Below are 12,301 nucleotides of genomic sequence, written 5' to 3'. Positions count from 1 at the left end.
TCAAGCGTTTTATCAATTGCGCCTTTATATGATATGTAACGCATATGTTGGATTTATAAAAATTATCTGGAGAGAAAGCATTATAGTAACAGTATTTAGCAAGGTTGAGTTCTGGTTAATCACGCCTAACATGTTGCTTTAGATACTTAGAGCCTAATTGATCTTGTCGTTATAGCGAAACTATTTCATGACTAAACGTAATAAGTAGGATAGGGAGTTCTATGAATCTATCGTTAACACATGCATCAATTAGTACCAAAGCTTGGATCATATGGCTGTTATTTGCCATCGGTCTTATTTCTATTTCTGCATTAAATATTTCCTCAACTAATCAACATATGCGAGCTAATTATGAGGGAGGTATTAAGCAAATAGTAGAAGGGGCGGTAGGAGTGGTTAATTACTATCATGCACTTAGCTCCAATGGCACATTGAGCGAAGAAGAAGCGCAAAAACAGGCTTTAGCGGCAATTAACGCAATGCGTTTTGATGGCGGAAATTATATTTTTGCGGGAAATAAGGAAGGCTATCAAATCGCAACCCGTTTTGATGAAATGATGGGGACTGACATTCTGTCACTAACAGACGGTAATGGACGACGATTCGTCGAAGAGCTTTACAGTGTCGGTAAGCAAGGTGGTGGTTTTGTTGATTATATGTGGAAGTCATCGTCAGATCCTAATCAACTGATTTTAAAAACGAGCTATGCTGATTATTTTCATCCTTGGGGCTGGATGATTGGCGCAGGAATGAATATCAAAGCCTTAAACCAAGATATTCAAGCCAGCCAATGGCTATCGTTTGTGAATGTTGCTGTTATTTTGGCAATACTGTCATTATTGATGGCGTATTTTATTCGTAGTATTACTTTGCCAATTAAAAAAACCGTTGCTGCGATGCGCGATCTATCAACCGGTGAAGGTGATTTAACTCAGCGTCTTAAAGAAGAAGGCGGTCCTGAATTAACGGCACTTGCGAAACATTTTAATCGCTTTGTTATTTCTATTCAGGCCATTATCCATAATATTAGTGATGCAGGTTCACAACTGACTCACTCTTCGCGTTGTTTATCACAATCAGTGTTATCGATGGATAGTAATTTAAATCAACAGAAAGAAGACACCGATCAACTCGTGGGGTCAATGGGGGAAATGCTCACTGCGGTTGAAGAAATTGCAGGCAGAACCGTTGATGCCACTGATTTTAGTATTAAAGCAGCGAAACAAACAGAAGCCAGTAAAGTGATTATTCAGCGTAATATTGAAGAGTCACAATTGCTCGCATTAGATATTGGTGAAGCCAGTAAAGTGATCACCCAACTTGCAACAGATAGCCGTAATGTCGATACCGTGTTGGAAGTGATACGTGGCATAGCAGAGCAGACCAACTTATTAGCGTTAAATGCTGCGATAGAGGCTGCAAGAGCCGGTGATGCAGGGCGAGGCTTTGCTGTTGTTGCTGATGAAGTTCGCACCCTATCACAGCGCACACAAGAGTCGACGATTGAAATTCAAACCATTATTGAAAAATTACAACAAGGTGCGGAGCAAGCGGTTGGTGTTATGAATCAGGGGGCTGAAAAAGCCCAGAATGCGTCAAAGATTTCTGCATCGGCAGGGGAAGCGTTGAATTTAATTGTTGAAGAAGTTCATGCGATACAAGGGATGAATCAGCAGATCTCAGCCGCAACAGAGCAGCAATCATTAACCGTTAATAGTATTAATCAAAATGTGGCAAGTTTGAATGATAGCTCGATATCATTGTCGACTGAATCTAATCAGATGTCGTCATCGAGTGAAGAGCTCAATCAAATTTCGGAAGATCTAATGGTGACGATTCAGCGTTTTAAACTGCATTAAAGTAGGACTATTATGTTTTATTTAGCATGACAGTACCGAATAGCAGCCAATAAAAAAGCCATGCCTGAAATACAGGGATGGCTTTTTTATCAATAACTTAAACTAAATGTATTAGTTCATGCCATATTATCTAATTGATTGTATGGTGCTGATTGGTGGTGCTTTAGATTACAACTCAAACTCTTTATATATCATCGATTTATTGGGTTTTTTGTATTCATTTGTATTGGGAGGTATTGGTTCTTATGGTCTACTCGGGGTAGATAATGGGGTAGACAATAAATTAAGGAACCAAATGGGGAAACTATTTGAGAAGCAACTAAGGTCTTTGCTAGGGAAGCTGCGCGATAAAAAACAAGTATTACAGGATGGCGATGGTTTAGGTGCTCGTTTAACACCATCGGGGAAAATTCGCTGGCAGTTCCGTTATAAAATAAACAGTAAAAATAAGAGTTTTGATTACGGTTATTATCCAGATATAAGCCTTCAACGAGCTAGAGAGCTGTGCAGGGAGTCTCGTTCACATTTAGCTGAAGGGAAAGACCCTAAATCACAATGGGAACTCGGGCGTACCAAAACATTGGAACCTGTCACTGTTCAAGACGCTTTAGAATATTGGCTGGTGGAGTACGCAGAAGCTAAACGTACTAATGCATCAAAACATCGGCAGCAATTTGCTCGCCATATCTATCCTTACATAGGTAATCTTCCGTTAGAGTTAACAGAAACAAGGCATTGGTTAGAATGCTTTGATCGAATACGTAAAGGTTATGACGGTAAACGTAAACCTGCACCTGTTGCTGCTGGGTATGTTTTTCAAAATGCTAAACAGGCACTTCGATTTTGTCGTGCTCGTCACTATGCAGAGAGTCGGGTATTAGATGATTTGATCATAACGGATGTTGGTTCTAAACAGGATAAAAGAGATAGAGTGCTAACTGAAAAAGAACTTATTAGTCTTCTTGAAGCCATTCAACCTGAATCGAAGCCCTTTTGCTTACCTTACTACGTAAAACTAATTAAATTGTTATTGGTGTTTGGTTCAAGAACACAAGAAATCAGACTATCAAAATGGGATGAGTGGGACTTTGAAGAAGGGCTTTGGACTGTACCTACTGCCCATTCAAAATGCCGTAACAAGATTATTAGACCTATTCCACCAGCATTAAAGCCTTGGTTACTTGAACTAAAGGCTGCTAATACAAAAAATAATTATGTGTTGGCTGAGTTGAAACAAGATGCAACTGTCAGTGTTTTTGGTGGTTCGGTATGGAAGCGGTTAGGACATAAAGAAAAGTGGACGCTGCATGATATACGTAGAACTGTTGACACTAAGATGAATGATTATGGTCTTGCACAGCCATATGTCATTGAACAACTATTAGGTCATATACCTAGCGGTGTTATGGCTATTTATAACCGTAGTCAGTATTTACCAGAGAAAAGGGTAGCACTTGATAGGTGGCTTGAAAGGTTAGAGGTACTTGTTAGAAAAACTGATAATGTCTGTATGTTCAAGCATGCTTAAAATAGAAAAAAGCAAGATACTAATCAAGTATCTTGCTTTTTGCGATTAGATAAGATGAATCTTATGCTTGTATCAAGTTCTCATTTTGAGCTGGATTTAAGGACAGGTGATCTAATGGATACCGTCGAAAACGTTTAAGCATATCGTAGGTAAACTCATCAGTTGATATCACATTATCAATATACTGATTTCCATATTCAGTCGTATTTAATAATTCAATACTGTCGATGTTGTCCAAATAAGATAAGAACAGTTCATGAAATTGTTCATCTAGTTCTGATATATCATTATTGTCAATTTTAGAACTATCTAATAAGCAGATTGCACCTATCTTATATTTCTCAGTGATAGGTAATTCAGAACAGTCAGGCAATTCAAGAAAAAGCCCTTCAATTTTATCTGAATTATCATCCATCCATTTTAAAAAATCCTTACGACGGGTGACGTCTGTAATCCGTGCTACAAGGCTCTCTGGTAGTCCTAGACGGTTGTATAACGCAACCTTCCATCTTATTAAAGAGTTTAATTCATTTTGAGCAAGCTGTGATGATGGTTTTAGATGTGAAAGTAATTGTCTATCAATAAACAAATGGTTTTTCATTCTAACATCTAATTTTTGATTGTTATGTATCAGCACCATCTTTCGCGGGTCAGAAATCTTTGCGTTATTTGGCTTTAGCTTTTTATTTACAGGACAAATATAGCATTCAATTTTTGGTAACTCGTTATCTATATTACCAAAAACTACGTCACAGCTCATACTAATGATTATGACCTGAGCATTTTCATATTTATCGGTGGTTCCATTTGGTGGAAAACCATTTTCTAAACCATGCTCTTTCGCTGCATCAAACAAGGAAGTGAAGTCAATAACACTTCCTTGGAGCCATCCGTTATCTAAAAGCTTTTGGCGAAGTAAATCAGGAGCGCTCATAAATAGTTAAACTTCCTGAAATGTTATCAATATCGTTCATTCCATTGCTACTATCAGTAGCAACTCTTCTGTTGTTTGCTATTTTTGATAAAGCTCTAGCATGATCAACAATATCAGAGGTATTAAGGTTGTCTTCGCTTAACTGTTGAAGATAGGTTTTACCTTTGAGCGTGTGTGTTTTTGTAATTCGACCAAATGGTTGTGTGTTAAACTCATTAACTTTTTTAGCTATAGAGTAAACGCTGTTTAATCGGGTTAAGCTGTCATCTCCCTTTACATCACCACCTTTCTTCCAGTTGTATAAGGTAGCTCGCTGCACTCTCATTACTTTTTGAAGATCGGTCATTCCTAAGCCGAGGCTACCGATGATGACTTCAATCTGCTCTTTTGTTGAAATAATCTGACTGTGAGACGTATCGTTCTTTTCTTGGTATTTTATCCAAACGTTTCCACTTTTTTGAGCACGTGCTAGGTCTTGATAATACTCACCAGAACACTTGGTTTGATGTGTATTATTAGACTTTGAATGTTGAGTAGCAAAAACAGGAGCGGAGCTAGCTATAAGAAGGATTCCCGCCATTGCTGTTGCTTTTGATGCTGTATTTGATGTTGTTAATATCTGCATAATTACACCTTAGATGGGGCGCTTTCCCCATACACTCTCTGCGTGCTCACTCAAATAATCCCAAAATAAGTTAGAGCTATCTTGATGTAGATTGTTTAATTTACTTTCAATGTTCGTTTTTGAAAGTTCAATTATGTTACTACCTGCTTCCCAAGCGTGATCTATGTCCAATAATGCATATTTTGTGGGAGTTGCAGTCATCCATTTTGGCTTTATGTCTACATTGATACTTAGTGGCTCGGGATCAGAAATATCATAAGGGAAAAGATTTATACTATTGTTTTCAGGTAAACGCTCTTCTAGCTCGACTCTTAGTTTCCCGTGTTCTGTTACTATAATCTGCTTGTTATTGCATAGCGTATTATCACTTGCTTCAAGTAGAGCCTGATTTAACCACTTTTTTGAAATGTAATTAGTATATTTCTCATTCTCTTGCGCCAAAAATATATCTATATGTCGCAATCCCATCCTAGTCATGCCTGCATTTTGAACATCTTCGAAAGAGTTGAAAAATGTATCAATAACTTTTGACCAATCAGTTTTAAATTGTTCAAAACAAGTGTATTTGGTTGTACGTAAACAAAGTGAACCATTTGTAAGTATTACACTTGATGTTCTTGAAATATTTAGAAAATCCCAACGAGAGGTTTCAATGCTATTTAGTTGTAATTGCCCATTTATTTCTGGGGTTGCATTAATTTGACTAAACTTAGATTCATGCTGTATTGAGTATCCAAGTGAAAACATTTTGTTTTTGAAGTCTTCAAGTCCGTCAGTGATTTTCTTACTAGGTATCTCACTAAACCTTAGATCCAGAATAGCAGTTACTAAGGGAGAATCCTCAAGAATATACTTAATCATATTGACATCCAAATTGACACCGAATTATACAGTGAAATATACACTTAAATACAATATTTTCAATTTTTAATTGTTAGTGATGTAGCTTTAAATTAGCTATTTTGTGATCTTCTTTTAACATTTTTAAGGGTTTACTTAATTGAAATACTTTAAAAGGTGCGTTGTTTTTTTTCGTTTCGTTTTTTGATAAATAACTAAGTCTATAAACAAAAGCTTGCTGGCTGCTGGTGTCGTACCTTGTTAATTTGTAATAGCAATTTTGTGGACAATAAAAATTCAGGTGTGGATTAAGCTCAATGTCATTTCTTACTAGCTTAATAAGCTTGCTTGGATGATTAATCTTGTGCCCATTAAAAAGAATGACAGCATGATAGTGAGGACACTGGCTTTCCTCCCCTTGTTCTCTTACCCATGCATAGTAAATACCATTACCATATTTCCGTTTAAGCTTTGGTATTAAGTGACGAAAGAAGTCTGATATCGGCTTATTGTTTTGGCTTTCTAAGTAACATTTAATATCTATCCTGACTGCTAGTATGCGTGAATAAATTGATAGTGCGAACTGCATAAGGTCTATCAGCTTTCCCATTATCTTTTTGTTTATTCCATCTTTAAAGTGCATCACTTGCCAGATAGTTTCTTGGTGAATGAAATGTTCTGTCTCTATCTTCTTTCCATCGTAATAATATAAATATCCTGCGTGGCAATTATATCCATTAGCCCCACCAGCTTTAGTTTTAGACTGTGTTTGTATTAATTTTTTCATGTGTGAAATAGGTGTTTTTACTGTCAACTTGTCTGAAGTTGTACTGAGTTGTATTCAAATGAAGATAATTAGCGAGTCCTTTCGCTAATGTTTATTGCTTACAGAGTTTTCAAATAACCTTCAAAGTCATCAAAACGCCAGCCTTTAACCATGTCATCGATAATAACTGGTGGAGGTAATAGCCCGCATTTTAATTGCCTGTTAAGAGTTGAAATACTTAACCCTAGAATTACGGTGGCTTCATTGAAAGTTACTAGTCTTGTTACTGGAACCTTGCTCGAAAGGTAGCGGCATGGAGGCATCATTTATCTGACTCATTTGAACGTTTTTCTACCCAAGCAATAATTTCAGATAAACGCCAAGCAACAGATCGAAGACCTATCTTCACTCGAGCAGGAAATAAACCTTTCTTTTCTAATACTAAGGCTTGTGTTCGAGATATAGACGTGATGAAACGACGCTCGTCTTCACGGATAAGACGATCGGATACGAGAAAATCATTTTTGGTTGATAATTGAACTTTCATTTATTTTTCCTGTGTGAATAAACCAATATTAGGTAGGGTTTATTCTGCGCAATTGGAAAAATGATGCTCAATTACCACTTAGCGATTTAGATTAAACTGGGTTTAATGCAAAGTAGCTATTTATAAGGCTATAAACGCCTGTACAGCTTCGCCCTTTGTCTAGGTACTTCTCTGGTATAACGTCCGTTAAAGCACTGCGTATAGTGCTTATAGTGGGAACATGAAAGTTAAACTTAGGGTTATGCTTTATGAAATTGATTAAGCTTCCCAGTTTTACATTTTGTGGCTTTTGCGTCAGAAAGAAGTCTTTGGCTATTCCTACAATCCGTTTTACCGTCGGCTGTCTACTTTGATAGCTGACAACTCCCCCATAACAGACTCTTGCTATAGCAATTATCCCTCGCTTTGTTAGGGCATTGATTGGAGCAGGACTTTTAAGTAATTCTTTTACTTCCTTATGATTCAGGACTGCTAGCTCTATTTTTGATATTAACTGTTCGTCTTGGTGCTCTTTTTTCTTAACAAGTTCAATTACAACATCATGCACTAGCTGAGTAATTTTTGACGTAGATGTCTTACCGATTTGTGGTGGTAGTGTGTCGTAGATACCTGATAGTGGTGTGTTATATGTTGGAGTATTTGAAATGCTCGAATAATCGAAATGGACTGTTGTTGATTTAGATGTACTCATTTGTTCTTTTAGTCCGTTTTATAGGGTAAGCAAACAGTTAGGGGTAGATATGAGGGTAGATAAAACAAAAAAGCCATGCCTGAAAACACAGGAATGGCTTTTTTATCAGCAAGTTAAACTAAATGTATTAGTTCATGCCATATTTTTTAAGCTTCTTACGTAGCGTACCACGGTTGATACCCATCATGGTTGCAGCGCGAGTTTGGTTACCGCGAGTGTACTGCATGATAGTGTCTAATAGTGGTTGTTCAACTTCTGCAAGCACAAGCTCGTACAGATCGTCGACTTCCTGACCATTTAATTGAGCAAGGTAGTTTTTAAGGGATGCCTTCACTGAATCACGTAATGGTTTCTGTGTGATTTGGTCTTGTGAAGTTACAGTTGTTACTGTTAACGCTTCGGAAGTCAGATTTTGTTCGAACATAATTCTGTAAGCTCTTCTAGTATTTATGCAACGTTTTCGAAGTAGCCTTGCAGCGCATCAAGTTGCTGTTGAGCATCCTCGAGTGCGTTGAAGGTCTGGCGGAAATCACCGGCTGGTGCATGTTCTTTCAAGTACCAAGACACGTGTTTACGTGCAATGCGCAGTCCTAGGTATTCACCGTAGAACTGGTGGAGTTCTTGAACATGCCCCAACATGATTTCACTGATCTCATCAATTGATGGGGCAGCGAGGTGTTCACCAGTTGTTAAGTAATGGTGGATTTCTCTAAAAATCCACGGCTTCCCTTGTGCAGGTCGGCCAATCATTAGAGCATCGGCACCCGTATAATCGAGTACAAAGCGTGCTTTTTCCGGGCTATCGATATCACCGTTAGCGATAACTGGGATCGAGATGGCTTGTTTCACCGCTCTAATGTAGTCATATTCCGCTTCACCTTTGTACATACATGCCTTGGTACGTCCGTGAAGGGCGAGGGCTTGTATGCCGCATTGCTCGGCGAGTTTGGCTATGTCGACACAGTTTCTATTTTCCAGATCCCAACCAGTACGGGTTTTAAGCGTAACTGGAACATCTACCGCATCCACCACTGTACGAAGAATGTCTTCGATAAGGTTGGGATATTGCAGTAGTGCAGAACCGGCTAATCGTTTGTTTACTTTCTTTGCTGGGCATCCCATGTTGATATCGATGATTTGCGCACCGTTTTCAACACTGAACTGCGCAGCTTCAGCCATCAACTTTGGATCAGCCCCTGCTATCTGAACCGAACGAATACCTGATTCACCTTCGTGAACCATACGATTGAGCGATTTAGACGTCTTCCAGAGATCTGGGTTCGACGACATCATCTCGCTAACTGCCATACCTGCACCGTAGCGAAGGCATAACTCACGAAATGGCCGATCGGTCACACCCGCCATAGGCGCGACTATCAGCTGGTTTTTAAGTTGATAAGGACCGATTTGCAAAATGTCTCTACCTGACTGTGCCAGTAAGGGCGCGCATTTTACGCATTTTTTGCTCTGCTGAAAAGGCCAATAATTGAGCATGATGATTTTGTTTGCCAAAATCGTATGATTTTCAATCAATTGACCGATTAAATTTATAAATAAAAATCAGCAGTAGTACCCAAAACTGCGTGTGATTATGCCTTACGGCCTGAGATGCGACACCACTCTTCACGTGCAATTACTGGGTCTAAAGCCAGTTCATCGCTGTAGTAGGTTGACACATCAGCCGCTTGGCTTTCTAGCACACCTGAGATCGCTAAGTCGCCACCGTCTTTAACAAGGCTCTTGATCACTGGTGATAGTTCACGCAGTGGGCCTGCAAGGATGTTAGCAACTACAACGTCAGCTTGAATACCTTGAGGCTGGTCTTGTGGTAGGTATAGCTCTAGATTGTCAGACACACCGTTACGTTCTGCGTTATCACGTGACGCTAAGATAGCTTGTGGGTCGATATCAATACCAATAACTTTTGCTGCGCCAAGTTTTAGTGCAGCAATCGCTAGAATGCCTGAACCACAACCAAAATCGATAACCGTTTTACCGGTTAGGTCTTGGCTGTCTAACCACTCAAGACAAAGTGATGTTGTTGGGTGAGTGCCTGTACCAAATGCTAGACCTGGGTCTAATAGTACGTTCACCGCATCTGGCTCTGGCGCTTCACGCCAGCTTGGGCAGATCCATAGACGACGACCGAAACGCATAGGGTGGAAGTTATCCATCCACTCACGTTCCCAGTCTTTATCCTCTAACTGCTCGATTTTATAAGCAAAATCATCAGCAATTAATGGGCTGTTTTTAAGCATGTTCAGCACGAAATCCATGTCGGCTTCAGCATCATACAAACCAATTACATCGGTATCACCCCAAAGGCGGGTTTCACCTGGCATAGGCTCGAAAACTGGCGTGTCTTGTGCGTCTAGGAAGGTGACAGACAGAGCACCAGTCTCTTCCATTAGCATGTCGCCAATTGCTTCTGCGCTCTCTGCAGTTGCGTTCAGTTTAATTTGAATCCAAGGCATGGTTTATTCGCTTATTTTGTGACTACTTGAACATAGGGGGCGAAGTCTAGCATGAAATTTCACCAATCCCCATTATCAGATGCCATTCTAGGGATAAAAAAAAGATAGTACCGACTGGCACTATCTTTAATGTAGTTGATTATTTAGCGTGATATAGCCGATTTTAGTCGCTTAATTGCGGTGTTTCTACTTTTGTTGGTTTGGCATAGCTACCAACGACAAAAGCGATCAAACCTAATAACAGCGTTGGTACAATCGCATGAACGCCATTCATATCGGGTTTACTAAATGACAAAATAATGTAGCTACTCAAGCCGACGATCATGGAAGCAAAAGCGCCGGTTGCGGAGGCTTTTTTCCAATATAAGCCGAGTACCAGAGGCCACAAAAATACGGCTTGTAAGCTACCAAAGGCTAATAGGTTAAGCCAAATGATCATATCCGGTGGATTCATCGCAGCGATAAACACTAAGCCTGAGAAAATCCCTGTTACCCATAGTGATAATTTAGGTAGGCGCTTTTCAGCGTGTTCATTATTGGCAATGTTTGGATTGATATAGTTGATATATAAATCTTTGAGCAGTGTTGCTGAAGCTTGAATGAGTTGTGAGTCGATAGTCGACATAATCGCCGCCATTGGGCCTGCCAAGAACACACCGGCTACAACAGGTGGTAATACGGTTACCATAAGGGTTGGCATGATCTGATCGGGGCTAGCGATATCAGGCACGATAGCACGGCCTAATGCGCCTGCTAAGTGCATCCCAAACATCAGTAGCGCTACCATGATGGTACTGAGTACCATGCCTTTATGCAGTGAATTACTGTCTTTATAAGACATACAACGTACCGCAGCATGCGGCAAACCGATGACACCAAAACAGACCAAAATCCAAAAACTCAACATAAAGGGCTGACTCAGGAAATGATTTGGACCGTAAGGGGTAATTAACGCCGGATCAATATCGTGAAGCTTGGTGACTAATGCGCCGATACTTCCGCCCGCATGCACGATCCCAACCAGTAACGCAATGGTACCGATGATCATCATCAAGCCCTGTAAAGTATCAGTCATCACAACAGCACGAAAGCCACCAATTGTCGTGTATAGGCCTACGGTGATCGCAAAGATCATTAAGCCATGCATATACGATAGGCCTGTTACGGTTTGGAGCAGACGCGCACCACCGACAAACTGTACGACCATGGTGCCAAAGAAGGCGATCAGTAATGACAGTGAAGCAAAAATGACAACGCCACGGTTTTTATAGCGAGCATAAAGGATGTCATTAAGGGTTAATGCGTTATGACGTCTCGCTTCGATGGCAAATTTCTTACCGAGTACACCAAGGGTCAGCCATGCTGCGGGTAACTGGATCATCGCAAGTAATACCCAGCCTAAGCCCATTTTATAGGCAGCCCCTGGACCACCAATAAAGGTGCTGGCGCTGGCGTAAGTGGCTGCAAGGGTCATCGCAAGGACAAAGCCGCCCATGCTACGCCCACCGACTAGGTACTCGGTAAGAAAGTTTCCTTTGCTTTGAAAGCGTCGGGTGTAAAGTGCCATCGCAAAGACTGCGGCAAGGTACAGTACGATAGGAATAATGAGTTGGCTATTCATGGGGGTCTTCGTGGTTAATATCTAAAGGAAGATCTCGGTAGACGACTTTGACCATGACACCGCACATGACGGTAAAAATGATCGGGCCGACAATGCATGACATCAAGAACCAGAGTGGAAAGCCAAAATATAGGGTTGGCATGCTTAGATCACCGATGGCGGGCGCTAAGCCGTAGGCGGATAGGTACCACCAAAGAAAATAAGCTAACGCTAGTCCTATCGCCCAGAGTGCCTCTTTATGGGCTTGGCGATAGCGTGCTGAGAGCGTTTTCATGCTGTATCTCCAGTTGTTATCAAGTGTTTTCCTACTCAATACAGTGTAGTAACTAGTAGGGTTGGTCAAAAAGGTGGGCTATTGTGGCAAAAGATACTGTGTTATGCCATGTGAACCGATCAATCGAGGTGAATTGAGATTG

At 40.2% G+C, this 12,301-nt stretch carries 13 protein-coding genes; 2 read left to right on the top strand and 11 right to left on the bottom strand.

The window, feature by feature from the left end; genetic code table 11:
- Positions 1 to 221 precede the first annotated feature (221 nt).
- Complete coding sequence (locus tag C9J41_RS17865) at positions 222 to 1,859, top strand: methyl-accepting chemotaxis protein (protein ID WP_107207964.1); 1,638 nt, start codon at positions 222 to 224, stop codon at positions 1,857 to 1,859.
- Between the two features lie 118 nt (positions 1,860 to 1,977).
- Positions 1,978 to 3,387, top strand: a complete 1,410-nt coding sequence (locus tag C9J41_RS17860) for a site-specific integrase (RefSeq protein ID WP_233220419.1) — start codon at positions 1,978 to 1,980, stop codon at positions 3,385 to 3,387.
- A gap of 61 nt (positions 3,388 to 3,448) precedes the next feature.
- Here C9J41_RS17860 and C9J41_RS17855 read toward each other — a convergent pair whose 3' ends face one another.
- The 11 genes from C9J41_RS17855 to C9J41_RS17800 all read right to left on the bottom strand — a co-directional run bounded on the left by C9J41_RS17855 (position 3,449) and on the right by C9J41_RS17800 (position 12,159).
- Positions 3,449 to 4,321, bottom strand: a complete 873-nt coding sequence (locus tag C9J41_RS17855) for a hypothetical protein (protein ID WP_107294874.1) — start codon at positions 4,319 to 4,321, stop codon at positions 3,449 to 3,451.
- Positions 4,308 to 4,946 (bottom strand): hypothetical protein, encoded by a 639-nt coding sequence (locus tag C9J41_RS17850; RefSeq protein ID WP_107294873.1) that lies wholly within the window; start codon positions 4,944 to 4,946, stop codon positions 4,308 to 4,310. Before C9J41_RS17850 ends, C9J41_RS17855 begins: the two co-directional genes overlap by 14 nt.
- A gap of 9 nt (positions 4,947 to 4,955) precedes the next feature.
- A complete protein-coding gene (locus C9J41_RS17845; protein WP_107294872.1) occupies positions 4,956 to 5,807 on the bottom strand; it encodes a TIGR04255 family protein in 852 nt (283 codons plus the stop codon).
- Between the two features lie 73 nt (positions 5,808 to 5,880).
- Positions 5,881 to 6,573: an inovirus-type Gp2 protein gene (locus tag C9J41_RS17840; RefSeq protein WP_107294871.1), complete on the bottom strand. Its 693-nt coding sequence runs from the start codon at positions 6,571 to 6,573 to the stop codon at positions 5,881 to 5,883.
- A gap of 301 nt (positions 6,574 to 6,874) precedes the next feature.
- Positions 6,875 to 7,099, bottom strand: coding sequence for an AlpA family transcriptional regulator (locus C9J41_RS17830; RefSeq protein ID WP_107294869.1), 225 nt, complete (start codon positions 7,097 to 7,099; stop codon positions 6,875 to 6,877).
- Between the two features lie 91 nt (positions 7,100 to 7,190).
- Positions 7,191 to 7,790, bottom strand: a complete 600-nt coding sequence (locus C9J41_RS17825; RefSeq protein WP_107294868.1) for a hypothetical protein — start codon at positions 7,788 to 7,790, stop codon at positions 7,191 to 7,193.
- 127 nt (positions 7,791 to 7,917) lie between these two features.
- Positions 7,918 to 8,214, bottom strand: a complete 297-nt coding sequence (gene fis / locus C9J41_RS17820; RefSeq protein ID WP_005372656.1) for a DNA-binding transcriptional regulator Fis — start codon at positions 8,212 to 8,214, stop codon at positions 7,918 to 7,920.
- A gap of 23 nt (positions 8,215 to 8,237) precedes the next feature.
- On the bottom strand, positions 8,238 to 9,203 hold the full coding sequence (dusB, locus tag C9J41_RS17815) for a tRNA dihydrouridine synthase DusB (protein ID WP_199187146.1): 966 nt from the start codon (positions 9,201 to 9,203) through the stop codon (positions 8,238 to 8,240).
- 176 nt (positions 9,204 to 9,379) lie between these two features.
- Positions 9,380 to 10,264 (bottom strand): 50S ribosomal protein L11 methyltransferase, encoded by an 885-nt coding sequence (prmA, locus tag C9J41_RS17810; RefSeq protein WP_107207966.1) that lies wholly within the window; start codon positions 10,262 to 10,264, stop codon positions 9,380 to 9,382.
- A 163-nt stretch (positions 10,265 to 10,427) separates the two neighbouring features.
- Positions 10,428 to 11,885 carry a sodium/pantothenate symporter gene (gene panF / locus C9J41_RS17805; RefSeq protein ID WP_107207967.1) on the bottom strand — a complete coding sequence of 486 codons (1,458 nt, stop codon included), beginning with the start codon at positions 11,883 to 11,885 and terminating at the stop codon, positions 10,428 to 10,430.
- The gene (locus tag C9J41_RS17800) at positions 11,878 to 12,159 is read right to left on the bottom strand and encodes a YhdT family protein (protein WP_045084725.1); all 282 of its coding nucleotides are present in this window, start codon (positions 12,157 to 12,159) and stop codon (positions 11,878 to 11,880) included. The genes panF and C9J41_RS17800 overlap by 8 nt, the downstream gene beginning before the upstream one ends.
- Positions 12,160 to 12,301: the final 142 nt, after the last annotated feature.

Origin of the sequence: Photobacterium sp. GB-50 (assembly GCF_003026755.1) — a bacterium.
Taxonomy (GTDB): domain Bacteria; phylum Pseudomonadota; class Gammaproteobacteria; order Enterobacterales; family Vibrionaceae; genus Photobacterium.
The sequence above is the reverse complement of the archived record's forward strand: the minus strand, read 5'-3'. Positions and strand labels throughout refer to the sequence as shown.

What these genes read in the sequence shown, in the direction of transcription:
- C9J41_RS17865 (WP_107207964.1), top strand. Translation starts at nt 222, where the DNA reads ATGAATCTATCGTTAACACATGCATCAATTAGTACCAAAGCTTGGATC.
- C9J41_RS17860 (WP_233220419.1), top strand. Translation starts at nt 1,978, where the DNA reads ATGCCATATTATCTAATTGATTGTATGGTGCTGATTGGTGGTGCTTTA.
- C9J41_RS17855 (WP_107294874.1), bottom strand. Translation starts at nt 4,321, where the DNA reads ATGAGCGCTCCTGATTTACTTCGCCAAAAGCTTTTAGATAACGGATGG.
- C9J41_RS17850 (WP_107294873.1), bottom strand. Translation starts at nt 4,946, where the DNA reads ATGCAGATATTAACAACATCAAATACAGCATCAAAAGCAACAGCAATG.
- C9J41_RS17845 (WP_107294872.1), bottom strand. Translation starts at nt 5,807, where the DNA reads ATGATTAAGTATATTCTTGAGGATTCTCCCTTAGTAACTGCTATTCTG.
- C9J41_RS17840 (WP_107294871.1), bottom strand. Translation starts at nt 6,573, where the DNA reads ATGAAAAAATTAATACAAACACAGTCTAAAACTAAAGCTGGTGGGGCT.
- C9J41_RS17830 (WP_107294869.1), bottom strand. Translation starts at nt 7,099, where the DNA reads ATGAAAGTTCAATTATCAACCAAAAATGATTTTCTCGTATCCGATCGT.
- C9J41_RS17825 (WP_107294868.1), bottom strand. Translation starts at nt 7,790, where the DNA reads ATGAGTACATCTAAATCAACAACAGTCCATTTCGATTATTCGAGCATT.
- fis (WP_005372656.1), bottom strand. Translation starts at nt 8,214, where the DNA reads ATGTTCGAACAAAATCTGACTTCCGAAGCGTTAACAGTAACAACTGTA.
- prmA (WP_107207966.1), bottom strand. Translation starts at nt 10,264, where the DNA reads ATGCCTTGGATTCAAATTAAACTGAACGCAACTGCAGAGAGCGCAGAA.
- panF (WP_107207967.1), bottom strand. Translation starts at nt 11,885, where the DNA reads ATGAATAGCCAACTCATTATTCCTATCGTACTGTACCTTGCCGCAGTC.
- C9J41_RS17800 (WP_045084725.1), bottom strand. Translation starts at nt 12,159, where the DNA reads ATGAAAACGCTCTCAGCACGCTATCGCCAAGCCCATAAAGAGGCACTC.